Origin of the sequence: Microbacterium sp. 22179, assembly GCF_052045715.1 — a bacterium.
GTDB classification, from domain to species: domain Bacteria; phylum Actinomycetota; class Actinomycetes; order Actinomycetales; family Microbacteriaceae; genus Microbacterium; species Microbacterium galbinum.
Genome location: NZ_JBQEPJ010000002.1, coordinates 190640 through 208071, shown reverse-complemented (window position 1 = coordinate 208071; position 17432 = coordinate 190640). Strand labels below are relative to the sequence as shown.

16 protein-coding genes are annotated in these 17432 nt (G+C 70.2%); 11 read left to right on the top strand and 5 right to left on the bottom strand.

Annotation, left to right across the window (positions count from 1 at the left end):
- On the top strand, positions 1-1002 hold the full coding sequence (locus ACTJKK_RS06010; protein WP_440747330.1) for an epimerase: 1002 nt from the start codon (positions 1-3) through the stop codon (positions 1000-1002).
- Here the strand turns inward: ACTJKK_RS06010 and ACTJKK_RS06005 are convergent.
- Genes ACTJKK_RS06005 through ACTJKK_RS05995 form a run of 3 tightly spaced genes read right to left on the bottom strand, consistent with a single transcriptional unit; the run spans position 915 to position 3729 of the window.
- A complete protein-coding gene (locus ACTJKK_RS06005; protein ID WP_440747329.1) occupies positions 915-1931 on the bottom strand; it encodes an epimerase in 1017 nt (338 codons plus the stop codon). The two genes, ACTJKK_RS06010 and ACTJKK_RS06005, sit on opposite strands and share 88 nt — an antisense overlap.
- Positions 1928-2536, bottom strand: coding sequence for a DUF4166 domain-containing protein (locus ACTJKK_RS06000; RefSeq protein WP_440747328.1), 609 nt, complete (start codon positions 2534-2536; stop codon positions 1928-1930). Before ACTJKK_RS06000 ends, ACTJKK_RS06005 begins: the two co-directional genes overlap by 4 nt.
- Positions 2533-3729: an ROK family protein gene (locus ACTJKK_RS05995; protein WP_440747327.1), complete on the bottom strand. Its 1197-nt coding sequence runs from the start codon at positions 3727-3729 to the stop codon at positions 2533-2535. Before ACTJKK_RS05995 ends, ACTJKK_RS06000 begins: the two co-directional genes overlap by 4 nt.
- Before the next feature lie 115 nt (positions 3730-3844).
- Here ACTJKK_RS05995 and ACTJKK_RS05990 point away from each other — a divergent pair, with 115 nt between their 5' ends.
- Genes ACTJKK_RS05990 through ACTJKK_RS05950 form a run of 9 tightly spaced genes read left to right on the top strand, consistent with a single transcriptional unit; the run spans position 3845 to position 13894 of the window.
- Complete coding sequence (locus ACTJKK_RS05990; protein ID WP_440747326.1) at positions 3845-4951, top strand: Gfo/Idh/MocA family protein; 1107 nt, start codon at positions 3845-3847, stop codon at positions 4949-4951.
- Positions 4952-5001: 50 nt separating this feature from the next.
- Complete coding sequence (locus ACTJKK_RS05985) at positions 5002-6495, top strand: GMC oxidoreductase (protein ID WP_440747325.1); 1494 nt, start codon at positions 5002-5004, stop codon at positions 6493-6495.
- Positions 6496-6532: 37 nt separating this feature from the next.
- Entirely contained in the window at positions 6533-7846 is a 1314-nt protein-coding gene (locus tag ACTJKK_RS05980; protein ID WP_440747324.1) for a sugar ABC transporter substrate-binding protein, read from the top strand.
- 8 nt (positions 7847-7854) lie between these two features.
- Positions 7855-8823 (top strand): carbohydrate ABC transporter permease, encoded by a 969-nt coding sequence (locus ACTJKK_RS05975; protein ID WP_440747323.1) that lies wholly within the window; start codon positions 7855-7857, stop codon positions 8821-8823.
- Complete coding sequence (locus tag ACTJKK_RS05970; protein ID WP_247624917.1) at positions 8820-9647, top strand: carbohydrate ABC transporter permease; 828 nt, start codon at positions 8820-8822, stop codon at positions 9645-9647. The genes ACTJKK_RS05975 and ACTJKK_RS05970 overlap by 4 nt, the downstream gene beginning before the upstream one ends.
- Positions 9648-9695: 48 nt before the next feature.
- Positions 9696-10640, top strand: a complete 945-nt coding sequence (locus ACTJKK_RS05965; protein WP_440747322.1) for a sugar phosphate isomerase/epimerase family protein — start codon at positions 9696-9698, stop codon at positions 10638-10640.
- Between the two features lie 4 nt (positions 10641-10644).
- On the top strand, positions 10645-11619 hold the full coding sequence (locus ACTJKK_RS05960) for a sugar phosphate isomerase/epimerase family protein (protein ID WP_440747321.1): 975 nt from the start codon (positions 10645-10647) through the stop codon (positions 11617-11619).
- Positions 11616-12623 (top strand): sugar phosphate isomerase/epimerase family protein, encoded by a 1008-nt coding sequence (locus ACTJKK_RS05955; protein ID WP_440747320.1) that lies wholly within the window; start codon positions 11616-11618, stop codon positions 12621-12623. The genes ACTJKK_RS05960 and ACTJKK_RS05955 overlap by 4 nt, the downstream gene beginning before the upstream one ends.
- Positions 12620-13894 carry an MFS transporter gene (locus ACTJKK_RS05950; RefSeq protein ID WP_440747319.1) on the top strand — a complete coding sequence of 425 codons (1275 nt, stop codon included), beginning with the start codon at positions 12620-12622 and terminating at the stop codon, positions 13892-13894. Before ACTJKK_RS05955 ends, ACTJKK_RS05950 begins: the two co-directional genes overlap by 4 nt.
- On the opposite strand, the gene ACTJKK_RS05945 is transcribed toward ACTJKK_RS05950, so the two are convergent.
- Complete coding sequence (locus tag ACTJKK_RS05945) at positions 13875-14849, bottom strand: NYN domain-containing protein (RefSeq protein ID WP_440747318.1); 975 nt, start codon at positions 14847-14849, stop codon at positions 13875-13877. The genes ACTJKK_RS05950 and ACTJKK_RS05945 overlap by 20 nt on opposite strands.
- Positions 14850-14851: 2 nt before the next feature.
- Positions 14852-15862, bottom strand: coding sequence for a Gfo/Idh/MocA family protein (locus ACTJKK_RS05940; protein WP_440747317.1), 1011 nt, complete (start codon positions 15860-15862; stop codon positions 14852-14854).
- A gap of 125 nt (positions 15863-15987) precedes the next feature.
- Between ACTJKK_RS05940 and ACTJKK_RS05935 the strand changes: the two genes are divergently transcribed.
- Positions 15988-17397, top strand: a complete 1410-nt coding sequence (locus ACTJKK_RS05935) for an NtaA/DmoA family FMN-dependent monooxygenase (protein ID WP_440747316.1) — start codon at positions 15988-15990, stop codon at positions 17395-17397.
- The last annotated feature ends 35 nt before the right edge of the window (positions 17398-17432 follow it).

Below are 17432 nucleotides of genomic sequence, written 5' to 3'. Positions count from 1 at the left end.
ATGGCGAAGCGGGCAGTCATCGGCGGCGGCAGCGGGTTCGTCGGCACGGCGCTGACCCAGGCGCTCGAGGCCGATGGATATGAGGTGAGCGTGATCGGCCGCCACGGCCCGGATGCCCGCTGGGACGACCCCGCGTCGATCCGGCGCGTCGTCGACGGCGCGGACCTGATCATCGGCCTCGCGGGCAAGAGCATCAACGCGCGGTTCACCGATCGCAATCGCGAGGAGATCCTCCAGTCGCGCATCGACACGACCCGCGCGCTCCACGACGCCATCGCGGGAGCCGAGCATCCGCCCGCCGTCTGGATGAACGCATCCAGCGCGGCGGTCTACCGCTACGCGCTCGACCGCGCTCAGACCGAGGCCGACACCGAGCGCGAAACCGGCTTCCTGCCGGACGTGACCCGGGCCTGGGAAGCCGAGCTGTTCCGGGGCGATCTGCCGTCGACGAGGCGGGTGGCGCTGCGGATCACCTTCGTGGTCGGCGACGGTCCCGCGCCGGCACTGCTCTTCCGCCTCGCTCGCTTCGGCGTCGGCGGGCCGCAGTTCGACGGCTGGTGGTTCCCCCACCGGCGCTATCGCGGCATCGGCCCGCACCCGACCGAGCCGCGGAAGCCGCTGGGACGGCGGTCCCGCGGGCATCAGCGGTTCAGCTGGATCCACATCGACGACCTCGTGGGAGCCGTGCGGTTCATCCGCGACGACGCGCGCATCTCGGGTCCGGTGAACATGTCGGCGCCGGGCGTCGTGGACAACCGCGGACTGATGCGGGCGCTGCGTCGTGTCGTCGGGATGCCGATCGGGCTGCCCTCGTGGCGGTTCATGCTCGAGCCGGCGATGTGGGTGCTGCGCGCCGAGCCGGATCTGGTGCTCAACAGTCGGTGGATCGCTCCCGGAGTGCTCGAGGACGCAGGCTACCCCTTCGCCTTCCCCGAGCTGGAGCCGGCGCTGCGCGACGTACGCGAGAAGGATTCACGGACCGCGCCCTCGAGCTCCGGATAGGCGAAGGCGAATCCGGCGGTCGTGAGCTTCTCGGGGACGACCCAGCGGCTCTTCAGGACCAGTTCGGTCTCGGTGCGGATGCCGATGGCGCCGAGTTCGAGCATCCATCGGGGGAGCGGGGGCCCGAAGCCGACGCCGAGCACTCTGCGCACGGTGGCCATGAACCCGGCGTTGTCGGAGGGGTTCGGGGAGGCCGCGTTCACCGGGCCCTCGATCGAGGGGGTGACCTCGAGGAAGTCGATGATCCGGGCCACGTCGTCGATGTGCACCCAGCTGAACCTCTGCGTCCCGTGGGGTGCTCCCGGGAAGTGCCCGGTTCCGGCGGCGCGGCGCGCCCGGCTGACGGGCCAGCGCCCGTCGTGCTGTGCGCCGCCCAGCCCGAGTCTCGCCAGGCGTTCGAGCGGACCGAGCACACCGCCGTGCCCGAGCACGATGGCGCTGCGCAGCGCGACCCGTCGGGTGTGCGGCAGATCGTCGGCGAACAGAGCGCGTTCCCAGGCCTTCGCCACCTCCACGGAGAAACCGGCGCCGAGATCCCCCGACGACTCGGTCATCGGCCGATCCTCGGCATGGCGGTAGATCGTCGCCGTCGAGGAGTTGATCCACAGGGGCGGCGGGGCCGTCGCGTCGGCGATGGCCGAGCTCAGCGATGCGGTGGTGTCGAGCCGCGACCGGAAGATCTCGGCGCGGTTCTCGGGGGTGTATCGGCAGTTCACGCTCTTGCCGGCCAAACCGATCACGAGCGACGCGCCGTCGACGGCGCGATCGATCGCGCGCTGGTCGCCCCAGGAGATGTCGGCTCCCGATCGCGAGATCGTGATGACCTCGCGTCCGGCGGACCGCAGGCGCGGGACGAGGTGCCTGCCCATGAATCCCGAGGAGCCGCCGATGACGACGGGGCCCGCGGGGAGGGGCGTGGCATCGGTCACGGGGTCTCGCTCTCGATCACGTAGTCGAAGTAGCCTGTGTACTCGTAGACGCGACCGAGGAGTGGCGCGTCGATGGTCATGTTCACGTGGTGCTGCTGCCGGCCGTCGTCCCAGCGCTCGACGAGGCCGATGCGCGGACGCAGGAAGCGCGGAGCGGCGATGCGCAGCCGCCCGAAGCGCATCCCGACCCGCCGGATGGTGAGCACGACCGCGCCGTCCTGCACGTCGAGGTCGAAGGTCGTCACGACGGTGCGGTGAGGGCCGATCTCGTTGCGGAGGATGCGATTCTCGCCGAGGGCGACCGTGTCGGGCATGACCCAGGTGCGGCCGGGGAGGTCGAAGTACCGCACCGCGACGGCCGTGCCGCCGACGGTGCGGTTCTCGATGCGGAAGGGCACGTCGCTCTCCCACCCGGCGAACGCGACGCCCAGGGACTCGGCGATGCGGAAGACCGGCCACAGCCAGCGATGCGGGGACCCGGCTCGGGTGAAGACCCCGGTACCGATGCCGACCTGACCTTCGGGGATCGTGCGGAAGTACCAGGCGGTCTTCGGGTGGAGCTCGGAGATGCGATCTCCGAGCGCACGCTCGTAGGGTGAACTCATCGGGTCCTCACCGACACGTATCGTTCGACGTTGGCGGGGGAGAGCACCTCGCGGGCGACCATGATCGCTGCGCCCAGCACCGCGGCGCGCTCCCCGGTCGGGGACTGCACGATGGCGAGATGCTGCGTGGCGAGGGGGATCGATCGGCGGTAGACGACCTCGCGGACACCGGCCAGCAGATGCTCGCCCGCTCGTGCGATGCTGCCGCCGAGCACGACGATCGAGGGGTTGAGCAGGTTCACGACCGTGGCGAGCACCTCGCCGACGTCGCGCCCGGCCTGGCGCAACGCTTCGATCGCCGCGGTGTTCCCCGCCCGCACCAGTTCGGTCACGTCTCGGCTGGTCTCGGCGTCGATCCCCTGCGCGCGCAGTGACGCGGCGATCGCGCTGCCGCTGGCGAGGTCCTCGAGGTCGCGCTCCTCATCGGCGGCGTGCGTGGACTCGGCGGAGTGCGGCACGCGGACGTGCCCCATGTCGCCGGCCGAGCCCTGCGCGCCGCGCTGCAGCTGGCCGCCCGCGATGATGCCGGCACCGATGCCGGTGGCGACCTTGACGAAGATGAGATCGGAGGTGTCCGGGAAGCTGGTGGTCTGCTCGCCGAGGGCGAGCACGTTCACGTCGTTGTCGACGAGCACCGGCACGTCGAACGTGCGCTGCACGTACCCGGGGATGTCGAAGCGGTCCCATCCCGGCATGATCGGCGGGTTGTAGGGACGCCCGGTCGAGTGCTCGACCGGGCCGGGCACGCCGATCCCGACGCCGACGAGCGCGCTCGTGGGCGTCTCGAGGTCGGAGAGAAGGGCCTCGGCCTCGACGAGCATCCGATCCAGCACCGGCTCGGGCCCGCCGGCGATGTCGAGCGGATGGGTGGTGGAGCCGAGGATCCTGCCGCCGAGGTCGGCGATGGCGATCGTGGCGTGGGAGGCGCCGAGGTCGACGGCCAGCACGAGGCCCGCGCGCGGGTTGAAGGCGACGCGCGACGGGGGTCGCCCGCCGGTGGACGCGGCCTCCCCCGCGGCGACGAGCAGTCCGGCGGAGAGGAGGGCATCGACGCGCGCCGACACGGTGGAACGGGCGAGGCCGGTGAGGTGCACGAGGTCGGCCTTGGTGCGCGCCTGACCGTCCAGCAGGAGCTGGAAGATGTCGCCCGCGCCTGTGGAGGCGTTCGGGAGGTGGCGTTCCGCATCACTCATAGGGGTCAGTAAATCACAGGACTTCCATTGCTCAGCGGAGGAGATCTGACGATTAAGAAAAATCTTTTGACGAAGAGCTAGCAAAAGTAGGAGAACTCGTGTCAGAATCATCGACATGACAACGGACGTCACAGCTACCGGCGTCGGGACGATCCGATCCGGATTCCTCGGCGGAGGATTCATGGCCCAGGTGCACAGTCGCGCAGCACGCGCCGCCGGTGCCACCACCGCAGTGCTCGCGAGCTCCTCGCGAGAGCGGGCCCTCACCGCCGCTCAGGACCTCGGGATCGAACGCGCCGCCGATGATCTCGCCGAACTCCTCACCCAGGACGTGGACGTCGTGCACGTGTGCACCCCCAACGCCACCCACGCCGCCTTCGCCCTCGCGGTGATCGAGGCCGGCGTGCACGTGATCTGCGAGAAGCCGCTCGCCACGCACGTCGACGACGCCCGCGCGCTCGCCGCCGCAGCCGCCGAGCGCGGTGTGGTCGCCGCGGTGCCCTTCGTCTACCGGTACCACCCGATGGTGCGCGAGGCCCGCGCCCGCGTCGCCGCCGGTGAGATCGGAGATCTCCTCACGGTGGACTGCGGATACCTGCAGGACTGGATGCTCCTGCCCGGCGACGACGACTGGCGCGTCACCTCCGCCGACGGCGGACCCTCCCGCGCCTTCGCCGACATCGGCTCGCACCTGTGCGACCTGCTCGAGTTCGTCGCGGGGGAGCGGATCGTGCGCCTCACCGCCCGCACGCGCCGCGTCTACGCCGAGCGCGCCGGGCGCCCCGTCACCAACGAGGACGCCGTATCGATCCTCGTCGAGATGGAGTCGGGCGCGATCGGCACGCTGCTGATCTCGCAGATGGCCGCCGGCCGCAAGAACTTCCTCACCCTCGAACTCCACGGTGCGCAGGCGAGCATCCGCTTCGACCAGGAACGCCCGGAGGAGCTGTGGATCGGCGAGCGCGAGGGCAGCAGGCACCTCTTCCGCGACCCGCAGACCGCTCACCCCGGAGTCGCCCGGTTCTCGACCGTTCCCGCCGGTCACGCGCAGGGCTATCAGGACGCCTTCAACGGCTTCGTCGCCGACGCCTACGCGGCGATCCGCGGTGAGTCACCCGACGGCCTGCCCACCTTCGACGACGGCGTGCGTGCCGCTCAGCTCACCGAGGCCGTGCTGATCGCCGCCGACGAACAGCGCTGGGTCGACACCCCCGCACTCTGACCCCGGTGCATGCACCTCTCCTGATTCAACGCAGAACAGAAGGAACACAGATGACTGACAACTTCGACCTCGTGATCGTCGGCACCGGTCCGAACGGCGCGATCATCGCGCAGCAGGTGCACCAGCAGGTGCCCGAGGCGACGATCCTGGTGCTCGAGGCCGGTCGCGAGATCACCTCGGTGCCGGGCGAGCACCTCGTCGAGGCCGATGAGAGCGCGATGAACGCCTCGTACGACGACCTCATGCGCCGCGCGCGCCAGATCGAGTACGTCAAGGACGCGGTCTCGATGAGCGCGATCGAGGGCGACGGATGGGACCCCGAGTCCTCGGGTGTGTTCCCCGCCGCGTTCTTCGGGCACAACTTCGCCGCTTTTCCGGGGGCGTCCGTCGCCTGGAACATCGGCGGGATGGGCGTGCACTGGACCGCCGCGACCCCCTGGCCCTACGCCGAGGAGATCCCCGCCTTCCTGCCGCGCACGGAGTGGGACGCCGACCTCGAGACGGCGCGCGGTCTGCTGCGCACCTCCGTCGGGCCCCTCGTCGCGGGCGTGCCGAACCCGTTCGAGCAGCCGCTGTTCGCCGCTCTCCGCGAGGCCGTGCCGAGCCCCGATCCCGCCCGCGAGTTCGGGTACATGCCGATGGGCGGCGTGCCGCGCGTCGGCGAGCCCTTCGCCCGCACCGGTCCCCGTGATATCGCGCCGTTCGTCTTCGACGGCAGCGAGCCGAACGTCACGCTCCGCAGCGGCGTGCTGGTGCACCGCATCGAGCACGACGGAACGCGCGTCACCGGACTCTCCTACCGCGACCTCGTCACCGGCGAGGAATCGACCGCCCACGGCGCGCAGGTGCTGATCGCGGGCGACGCGCTGCGCACCCCGCAGCTGCTCTGGGCCTCCGGCATCCGTCCCACCGCCCTCGGCGCCTACCTCAACGAGCACGCGACGATCGACGGCGAGGTCGACATCGACGCCTCCCGCTTCGGCCTGACGGATGCCGACATCATCCAGCCGCCCGCGGGGGAGCCGTTCATCGGCTCGTTCTGGAGCCCGTCGATCGGTGCCGCCCGCCCCGCGCACGGCCAGCTCATGGAGCGCGAGTTCGAGGGGCGCCACAAGCTCAGCGTCGGATGGTACTGCGCCACCGAGATCCGCGCCGAGAACCGCATCGAGTTCTCCGACGAGCTGACGGATGCCCTCGGCATGCCGCACATGACCGTGCACTTCTCGTACTCCGACGCCGACCTCGAGGAGATCCGCCGCACCCAGGAGGTGCAGCGGACGGCAGCGGCCGTGATCGGGGACTTCCCGACCGAGGACCGCGAGGTGCAGCCCCCCGGGGCATCCCTGCACTACACCGGCACCGTCCGCATGGGGCCCGATGACGACGGCACGAGCGTCGTGGACACGGACGGCCGTGTCTGGGGCTTCGACAACCTGTATCTCGCCGGCAACGGCGTGATCCCGACCGCGTTGACGTGCAACTCGACGCTCACCGGAGCCACGCTCTCGGTGCGCATCGCGCGCGCGGTCGCCGCTTCCCTCTGACCCTGCAGTACCCCTACCCACCAAGGAGATGATCGCGATGCACTTCCACACCACTTCGCGACGCCGGGCGACGATGCTCGGAATCGCGCTGGTCACGTCCGGCGCCCTGCTGCTCACCGGCTGCGGCCGCAGCGGCGACAGCGGCGGCGGCGATGCCGGCGCTTCCACGAAGGTCGACGACGAGCCGGCCACCGGAACCCTCGAGATCTGGACGCAGGGTGCCGACGGCGCCGAACTGCCCCAGATGTTCGAGGAGTTCACGAAGGACAACCCCGACGTCGAGATCAACATGACGCAGATCCCGGAAGCGGAGTTCGCGTCGAAGATGACCGCGGCGATCACCGCGGGCACCGTGCCCGACCTGATCTACGCGTTCACCGAGACGCAGTCGTCGCTGATCTCGACCGGAGGATTCGACGCCGTGCCCGACGGCCTCGTCGACCCGGACGACTTCTTCGAGGTCATCTGGGACAACTCGGTCTACGACGACGTGGCCTACGGCGTGCCCTGGTACGCCTACGCCGACATGGTCATCTACCGTACCGACCTGGCCGAGGCCGCGGGTGCCGAGGCCCCCACCGACTGGGACAGCCTGCGCACCTTCGGCGAGGACCTCAAGGCCTCCGGTGTCGAGTGGCCGCTCGCGCTCTACGCGGCCTACGACTCGTACACCGCCCGTCAGCTGCTGACCTTCGCGAAGCAGAACGGCGGCGGGTTCATCTCCGACGACCTCTCGACGTGGACGATCAACTCGCCCGAGAACGTCGAGGCGCTCGAGTACTGGGCGGGCCTGATGGCCGACGGCCTGGCCTCGCCCGACGGCCCCGCCTTCCTCGACACGGTCTCGTGGTCGACCACCGGTAAGAACGCCGCGATCATCGACGGCGGACCCTGGTTCGTCGGCTGGTTCGACGATGCCAACGGCGAGGGCTGGGCGGACGAGCACCTCTCGCTCACCACGATGCCCGTCGGTCCCGACGGCGACGCCGCGACCACGGTCGGCGGCGGCAGCTGGTTCGTGCCCTCGGACTCCGAGAACAAGGACGCGGCGTGGAAGTTCGCCCGCTTCATGTCGGAGCCCGAGAGCCAGGTCAAGTGGTTCGAGATCTTCAAGAACATGCCGGCCGTGAAGTCGGCCTGGGAGGACCCGGCGCTCGCCGGCGACCGTCTGCTGCAGACGGTCGAGGCCGGTCTCGAGACCGGCGTCACCCTGCCGAAGGTCTCGACCTGGAGCCAGGTCGGCACCGTGATCGGTGAGCAGATGGAGAAGGTCGTCCGCGGCGGAGTGTCGGCGCAGGACGCTCTCGACGAGGCTCAGGCGCAGGCCGAGTCCATCGGGACGGGTAACTGACCCCGATCATGTCCACCACTGCGACCCGCACCATGGTCACCTCGGGGGCGTCCGCGCGACGCCCCCGGGGCACCGGTCCTCGACGGATCAGGAAGGTGCACGAGGGATCGCGGGCCGAAGCCACCACCGCGTGGCTGTTCCTCGCCCCGTTCCTCGCGATCTTCCTGCTCTTCACCGGTATCCCCGCCGTGCTCGCGATCGGGGCGAGTCTGACCGACATCAGCGCCCGCGACATCCGCGATCCGTTCAACGTGAACTTCACCGGCTTCCAGGGCTTCATCGACATCATCAACAACCCCGGATTCCAGAGCGCGTTCCTGAACACCGTGATGTTCGTGGTGATCTGCGTGCCGATCAGCATGGCCCTGGGCCTCGCCCTGGCGCTCATGCTCAACAACGGCATCCGTCGCCTGCGCAATTTCTTCCGGGCCGCGGCCTACGTGCCGGTGATCACCAACATCGTCGCCGCCGCCGTGATCTGGCAGTACGCGTTCTCGATCACCGGGCCGGTGAACACGACCCTCACGGATCTGGGACTCGGAGCGCCGAACTGGCTCGGCGAGCCGGGCTGGGCCATCACCACCGTCGTGATGATGGGCGTGTGGCGCACGACCGGAACCTGCATGATCCTCTTCCTCGCCGGCCTCCAGGCGGTGCCGGAGGAGATCTACGAGGCCGCGGCCACCGACGGGGCGGGCGCCTGGCGCCGGCTCTGGTCGATCACGCTGCCGCTGCTGCGCCCGACGACACTGCTCGTCACGGTGCTGCAGACGGTCTCGTTCCTCAACATCTTCGAAGAGCCGTACCTGCTCACCAAGGGCGGCCCGCTCGGATCCACCAAGTCGATCGCCGTCTGGGTGTACGAGCAGTTCGGGTTCGGCAACGTCTCCGCCTCGATGGCGGGATCGGTGCTGCTGCTCGTGCTCGTCGGAATCGTCGCGATCGTCCAGTTCAGAATCCTGAGGCCGAAACATTGAAAACTCTGTCTCCGACGCGTCAAGCGCTGAACTACACGGCGCTCACCGTCATCACCGTCTTCATGCTCCTGCCCTTCGTCTGGGTGTTCTTCGGATCGTTCAAGACGCAGGCCGAGTTCCTCGGCAACCCGGGGGCGTGGTTCCCGGAGTCCTTCCAGATCCAGAACTACATCCAGCTGTTCGCCGACCGCGGTTTCGGCACCTACATGCTCAACAGCATCGTGGTCTCGAGCGTCGCGATCGTGGGCAACGTGCTCTTCAGCGCGATGGCCGGGTATGCGCTCGCGAAGCTGCGCTTCCGCGGACGCGGCCTCGTGTTCCCGCTCGTGATCGCATCGATGATCGTGCCGTACGTGGCGCTCTTCGTGCCGCAGTTCGTGATCGTCGTGCAGATGGGCCTGGTGAACTCGCTCATCGCGATCATCCTGCCGGTGCTCGTGCTGCCGCTGTGCGTGTTCATCATGCGCCAGTTCGCGCACGGCGTGCCGTTCGAGCTCATGGAGGCCGCGCGTCTGGACGGCGCGGGGGAGGGCCGGATCTTCTTCCGGGTCTTCCTGCCGCTCACCGGTCCCGGTCTCGCGACCGTCGCGATCCTGTCGTTCCTCACCTCGTGGAACAACTTCCTCTGGCCGCTCGTCGTCGCCCAGTCGCAGGACACCTACACCGCGCCGGTCGGACTCTCGGTCGCGTCGCAGGCATCCAACACCATCTCCTTCGGCCTGTTGCTGGCCGGTGCGATGGTCGTGCTGCTGCCGATCCTCATCCTGTTCCTGTTCCTGCAGAAGTACTTCATCCAGGGCGTCGCCGCCACGGGTCTGAAGTGACCGCCGCGTCGTGACCCCTGCAGCGACCCCCTTGAAAGGACCCCTCCCATGGCCGTGAAGGACCTGAAGTTCGCCCTCAACGCGATCCAGTGGATCAACGTGAAGGAGGACCCGCAAGACCTCGAGAGCGCGAGTCTGTGGCGCTTCGCCGACCCCGCGTTCGTCGCCGAATACCCCGATGTGCTCGGCGAGATCCGACAGGCCGGGTTCGGGGCCACGATGATGGAGGTGCTCGACACGCAGACCCTGCAGAACTACGCGGCGATGGTGCGGGAGTCGGGTCTAACCCTCGCCCCGGGGTACGTGCAGGTTCCGCTGGCGAGCGATCACGGCGGACGGCTCGAGCGCGGCACCTTCGAGCGCATCCACTGGTTCGACGCGGTGCGTCGCAAGGCCGAGGAATCGAACTACTTCGGGATCGGCACGATCTTCCTCGCCGCCGAGGTCGACCAGACGGCGATCCGCTGGCAGAAACCGGCCATCGGCGCGGACTTCTCGCAGGATCGCCTCGACGAGCTCACCGACCTGATCGACGAGGCCGTCGACGTGCTGAACGCCGAGGGCGTGAAGCCCGGGCTGCACAACCACGTCGGCACCTGGATCGAGACGCAGCACGAGTACGAGCACGTGCTGAACGCGATCGACGCGCAGCGTCTCGGCGCGGCCTTCGACATCGGTCACCTGGAGTGGGCGGGCATCAGCGCGAAGGACACCATCGCGCGCTGGGCGGACCGCGTGCAGGATCTGCACCTGAAGGACCTCGATCTCGAACTCGCTCGCCGCAGCCGCGAGGAGGGACTGAGCTACGAGCGGGCGACCGACCTCGGACTCTACCTCGAGCCCGGGCTCGGGCAGGTCGACCTGCGGGGCACGCTCGAGCAGCTGCCCGAGGGATGGGACGGCTGGGTGATCATCGAGGTCGATCGCGCCAGCATGGACCCGGTCGCCAGTGCCCACCACACGGCCCGCTGGGTCGCAGAGATCACGGAGTGACGCGATGACGCTCACCAGGGACCACTTCTCGCTCAACACCCTCCAGTGGATCACCGTCTCGCTCGGCGACTCGACGGGCGATCCGGGCAGCGTCGGATGGGAGTTCGACCGCCCGAGCTTCCTCGCCCGCCAGCCGATCGTGCTCGGTCAGGTGCGCGACGCCGGGTTCTCGTCGGTCATGCTCGAGGTGCTCCCGACCCAGACCCTGCAGGCGTACGCCCGCGTCGTCGCGGACTCGGGGTTGACGGTCACGCCGGGCTACGTGCACATCGGCCTTCCCGAGGAGTTCGGGCGCGATCACACGGGTGACGACGAGGCGCACTTCCGCTGGTTCGACGGCATCCGTCGGCGTGCCGAGGAGTCGCTGTTCCTCGGTCTCGATCGCGTGTTCCTCGCGGCCGACATGGCCCCCGGGCGGCCGCGCATCGACGAGGCGGCGGCCTCCGGCCACGCCTTCGACGCCGCGCGGCTCGATCGGGTCGTGAACGTCATCGGCGAGGCAGCGGAGGTGCTGACGGCCGAGGGCGTGACGCCCGCGCTGCACAACCACGTCGGCACGTGGATCGAGACCGAGGCCGAGTACGACCACGTGCTCGACGCGATCTCGCCGTCGCTCCTCGCCGCCGGGCCCGACATCGGTCACCTGGCGTGGACGGGCACGGATGTCGTGGCCTGGGTCGCCGCGCACGCCGATCGCATCTCGGACCTGCACGTGAAGGACATGGATCTCGCGCTCGCGAAGACCGCGCGCGAGAAGAAGACGCCCTACTTCGACGTCATGGCCGAGCGCTTCTTCCTCGAGCCCGGGCTCGGCGACGTGCCGATCCGCGAGGCGCTCGCCGAGCTGCCGGACGATTTCGGCGGTACGGTTCTGATCGAGGTCGACAAGCCCAGCATGGAGCCGTTCGAGAGCGCGAAGACGAGCTGGGCGTGGATCGCCGAGAACTACCCCGCAGCGCCAACGGAGGCACATCGATGAGCACGCATCCCGTCACCCTGTTCACCGGCCAGTGGGCCGATCTGCCGTTCGAGGAGGTGGCCCGGCTCGCCGCCTCGTGGGGCTACGACGGGTTGGAGATCGCGGCATCCGGAGACCACCTCGACCTGCAGCGCGCGGACGGGGACGACGCCTATGCGGCCTCCCGCCTCGAGATCCTCGACCGCCACGGCCTGCAGGTCTTCGCGATCTCGAACCACCTCGCCGGTCAAGCGGTGTGCGATGCGCCGATCGACTTCCGCCATCAGGCGATCCTCCGCGACTACGTGTGGGGCGACGGCGAGGCCGAAGGCGTGCGTCAGCGTGCCGCCGACGATATGAAGCGCGCCGCCCGCGTGGCCCGCAAGCTCGGCGTCGACACCGTGGTCGGGTTCACCGGGTCGTCGATCTGGCCCTACGTGGCGATGTTCCCGCCGGTGCCCGAGTCGGTGATCGACGGAGGATTCGACGACTTCGCGGCACGCTGGAACCCGATCCTCGACGTCTTCGACGCCGAGGGCGTGCGGTTCGCGCACGAGGTGCACCCGAGCGAGATCGCCTACGACTACTGGTCGTCGGTGCGGGCCCTCGAAGCGATCGACCACCGGGAGGCCTTCGGCTTCAACTGGGACCCCTCGCACATGATGTGGCAGAACATCGATCCGGTGGGTTTCATCGTCGACTTCGCCGACCGCATCTACCACGTCGACTGCAAGGACACCCGGCTGCGCCCGCACAACGGACGCGCGGGCGTGCTCGGTTCGCACCTGCCCTGGGGCGACCCGCGCCGTGGCTGGGACTTCGTCTCGACCGGGCACGGTGACGTGCCCTGGGAGGATTCGTTCCGCGCGCTCGACGCCATCGGGTACGCGGGTCCCATCTCGATCGAGTGGGAGGACGCCGGCATGGATCGCCTGCACGGCGCAGCGCAGGCCGTGGAGTACGTGCGGTCGCTGCTGTGGCCGAAGCCGACGGCCTCGTTCGACGCCGCCTTCAGCAACCAGTGAGCTCCTGGCGCGATCGCTTCACGCGCGAAGCCCTGACCCGGTCGTTCGCCGCGCTGCGCATGCGCGACTACCGCCGATGGAGCATCGCGCAGCTGCTGTCGGCGGCGGGTGGGGCCGCCTCGCAGATCGCGATCGCGTGGCTCGTGGTCGAGCTCGGGGGTGATGGGCTCGCGCTCGGCGCCGTGACGGCCTGCATGATGGTGCCGACGCTCGCCCTCGGCCCGTTCATCGGCGTGCTCGTGGATCGCTATTCGCGGCGCTCGGTGCTGCTGGTGACGGCCGTCGCACAGATGGTAGTGGCCGCCGTGCTGGCCGCGCTCGCCTTCGGCGGTGCACTCGAGATCTGGATGCTGATGGCGCTCTCGCTCGCGCACGGCCTCGCGTTCGCCGCCGACAACCCGGCGCGTCAGCTGCTGGTGCTCGACCTCGTCGGGCGCGAGCGCGTGACGAGCGCGGTGAGCATGAACGAGGTCATCATCAACGGCGCGCGGGTGCTGGGCCCCGCAGTGGCGGGGGTGCTGCTCGTGTTCGCGGATGCCGCGTGGTGCTTCGTCGTGAATGCCCTGGTGTTCGTGCCGTCGATCATCGTGCTGCTGACGCTGCGGCCGCGGTCGCGGCCGACGTCGGCTCCGGTGGTCGAGGAATCGGCCGCGCCCGACCCGCCGACGACGGGCGCCTGGCGGTTCGTGGCCCGCGCGCCTGCGGTGCGGCAGACGCTCCTGCTCGCCGTGTGCGCGGCGGCCGGGTACAACATCGCGGTCGTGATCCCCTTGATCGTCGCGAACGTCTTCCGCGCCGACGGCGGAACCTACGGGCTGCTGGCCGTCGCCTTCGGTCTGGGCGCGCTGCCCGGCGCATTCTTCTCGGCCACCGGGCCGACGACGCCGCGCGGCGGCGAGGTGCGGATGCTGGCGGCGCTGATGGGCCTGGCGGTGCTGCTGTCGGCGGCGGCGCCCACGCTGCCCCTGCTGTTCCTCGGCCTCGCGGTGGTCGGGGCGATCGTGATGTGGTTCATCGCGCGCGCCAACGCGCTCGTCATGCTCTCGACCCCGACGCCGATCCGTGGCCGCGTCATGGGCATCTGGGCCATGGCGCTGCCGGGATCGACCGTCGTGACCGGCGTGCTCGTGGGGGCGCTCGCGCAGCTCACCGACCCGCGCCTCGCCTACGCCGTCGTCGGCGCGGTCACGGTCGTCGTGGCCGCCCTCTCGTGGCGCGCCCTCGGGCGTCACGACACGGGCGGCGACGAGGTCAGCGGTCGCGCAGCCTGACCAAGCGCTCGTGCCCGGTCTCTTCGAGCTCGGCGATGTCGTCGCGGGACTTCAGGAAGTCCGAGAACGACCGGTAGCCGAGTCCCTTCTCGCTGAACGACGGATCCATGCGGCGCATGTGCGTCTTGACCGCCGAGCTGTGCAGCCACTCGTCGGCATCCGCCTTGTCGTGCCCCAGGCGCAGCGCCCGCTCGAGCAGCTGCGTCGCCTCGTTCTGCGGGTCGATCACGGGCTCGGGCGGCGGCGCGGCCGGTGCCGACTTGGCGCGACGCGAGCGGGTGCTCTTCTTGACCGTGTCGGTCGGAGCCTCGGCCACCGGCTCGGCCTCCGCCTCGGCCGCCTCGGCAGGCGCGGCGACGACCTCGGCCACCGGGGCGGCCTTGACGGGACGGTGCACGCCGGGGAGCGAGTCGTAGGCCTCGAACTCGTCGCAGGCCGCGGCCAGCGACTTCGCCGTGGACCCGGCGACGCCGACCCCGATCACGTACCGGCCGAGACGCTTGCAGCGCTGGGCGAGCGGCACGTAGTCGCTGTCGCCGGCGACGATCACCACGTGCGTGAGGTCGGGCAGGCGGAACATGTCTTCGACCGCATCGACCGCGAGACGGATGTCGGCGCCGTTCTTCGCGTAGGCGGCGGCCGGGAACAGCTGCACCAGGTCGACCGCGCGGGCGACGAGCTGCGAGCGGTAGACCGCGTTCACGGGCGATGACCAGTCCGCGTAGGCGCGGGTGAGCACGAGCGTGCCGAAGGAGGCGGCGTAGTCGATGATCGCGCCGACCTCGATCATCGCGAGGCTCAGGCGTTCGGCGACCTCGGGATCGTTCGGGTTCTCGCTGATGCGCTGACGGTCCTTGCCGTAGGCATTGCGACCGTGCACCCGGTCGTACCAGGAGATGACGATGTTGTCGAAGTCGAGGTAGACCGCGACGCGGACGTCGGTGGGCTCGGCCATGCTCAGGCCTGCTCGCCGGTCGACTCGCCGGGATAGCGGACGCCGATCTGCCGGCGGATCTCGTCGAGCGTGCCCATGATCGCGACGGACTCGGCGAGCGGCAGGATGTCGCCGGCGAGGTTCCCCTCGCGCACGAGGCGTTCGGCGGCGAGAGCCTCGAACTGCATGCCGCGGCCGCCGGCTTCGGGGTCGAGACGCCCGTCGAACTCCTCGAGCACCGAGCCCTCGGGGTCGATCACGCGCAGCACCGACGGCGACCAGAAGAAGCGATCGATCTCGATGCGGGCTTTCGTGCCGAGGATCGTCGCGCGGTTCGGGCCGGCCGTGCGCGACGAGGAGAGCGTGGTCGAGACCGCACCGCCCTCGTGGGTCATGACGGTCGCGACCTCGGCGTCGGCACCGGTCTCGATCAGACGCGCGACGCTGTGGATGGTGGTGGGCGCACCGAGGATGTCCCAGACGAACGAGATCGGGTAGATCGCCAGGTCGAGGAGCGCGCCGCCGCCGAGCTCGAGCGCGTTCAAGCGGTGCTCGGGGTCGGAGGGCAGCAGCTGCGTGTGGTCGGCGCTCACCGAGCGCACCTCGCCGAGGATGCCGGAGGCGACGATCTCACGCGCGCGGATCATGTGCGGCAGATAGCGGGTCCACATCGCCTCGGTCGCGAGCAGACCGCGCTCGGTGGCGAGGGCCTGCAGGTCGGCGGCCTCGGCCTGGTTCAGCGTGAAGGCCTTCTCGACGAGCACGTGCTTGCCGGCCTCGAGCGCCAGGCGCGCGTTCGCGTGGTGCATCGGGTGCGGGGTCGAGACGTAGATGATGTCGACGTCGGGATCGGCGACGAGAGCCTCGTAGGACGGGTGGGCGTGCGGGATGTCGAAGCGGGCGGCGAAGGCATCCGCCGATTCCTGCGAACGCGACCCCACGGCCACCAGGTCGAGACCCGCGGCGCGCAGGTCGGAAGCGAACGAGCCGGCAATGCCGCCCGTCGCGAGGATTCCCCATCGAAGACCAGTCATGTCCCCAGCGTAGAGGGTGCCTGCGACACCGCGGACGCGCGGGGCGTATGTCGGTCTGTTGCGCCGCGTGACCCGCGGCTTCGCCGACCGAGCACGGGGCGATCCGCGCTCCTACCGTGGCGGGCATGACCGAACCACTCATCATCGGCGCCATGGTGCGCACCCTCGGCGCCTATCCCTCCGGCTGGCGCCACCCCGGCGCCCATCGCGATCCCGCCGGAGACGCCGCGGTGCTCCGACGCATCGCCGAGCTGGGCGAGGAGGCGGGTCTCGACTACCTCTTCTTCGGAGACTGGCTCGCGACCGGTCCGGATCTGGAGTTCCGCGACCCCTACCTGCTGGCGCGCATCGACCCGCTGAGCGCGGTGCTCTTCCTCGCCGGGGTCACCTCCCGGATCGGGCTGATCGCCACGGTCAACACGACCTACGCCGACCCCTACGCGACGGCCAGGGCGCTCGCCTCGCTCGACGTGCTCACCGGCGGTCGCGCCGGGGTGAACCTCGTCACCGGCGTCGAGCCGCGAGCGGCCGGCAACCACGGCCGCGACGCGCACGCCGACAACGAGAGCCGCTACGACCGCGCCGAGGAGTTCGTCACGGCGCTCGACCGGCTGTGGGACTCGTGGAGCGCCGACGCCTGGATCGCGGATGCCGATCGCGGCGTGCTCATCGACCCCGACGGGCTCCGCGAGGCCGGGGTCGAGGGGGCGCACGTGCGCGTGACCGGCCCGCTGAACGTCGCGCGGCCCCCGCAGGGACGCCTGCCGATCGTGCACGCGGGCACCTCGCCGCGTTCGCGCGCGCTCGCCGCGACCGAGGCCGACCTCGCCCTCATCGCCGCGCCCTCACTGGCCGATGCGGTGGCGACGCGCACGGGCCTGCGGCTGCTCGCGGCCGAGGCCGGGCGTTCACCGGAGGCGGTGCGGGTCATCGCCCCGGTGCTGCCCGTGGTCGGGGAGACGGATGCCGAGGCGCAGGCCATCGTGGTGCGGCTGCTCTCGCTCGTCCCGCTGGCCGAGGAGCATCAGCGATCTCGTCCGGCTTTCCCCGCGAACCGCTCGGTCACCGCCCTCGCGGATGCGCTCGGCATCCCGGCCGATGATCCGCTCCGTTCCGCGGCCTTCGACGCCCCGGTGACGGCCGCCGAGGCCGACCGGCTGGGGGAGGGCGGAGCGGCGTTGATCGAGCGCCTCACCCGCATCGCCGGGCTCGAGGTCTCCGGGTCCGCTCGCGGCACCTCGCTCACCTGGCGGCACCTGGTCGCCGCATACGCCGTTCCCGGTGCGTTCGTGGTGGGGAGCGCGGCATCCGTCGCCGACCACTTCGAGACCTGGCGCGATGCCGGCGCCGTCGACGGCTTCAACGTTCTCTCGGCCTTCCAGCCGGCGCAGTTCGAGGCGTTCACGCGTCTCGCGGCCCCCGAACTGCGCCGCCGCGGGCTGCTCGGACGCGAGGGATCGACCCTCCGGGAGCGCCTGAGTGTTACCCCGCGAGTCGGGTCGAGTCGGCTCGTGTCGAGCGGTGTCGACGCGTGACCGCACGGCCGCACGGCACCGATCGCTCTGCCTAA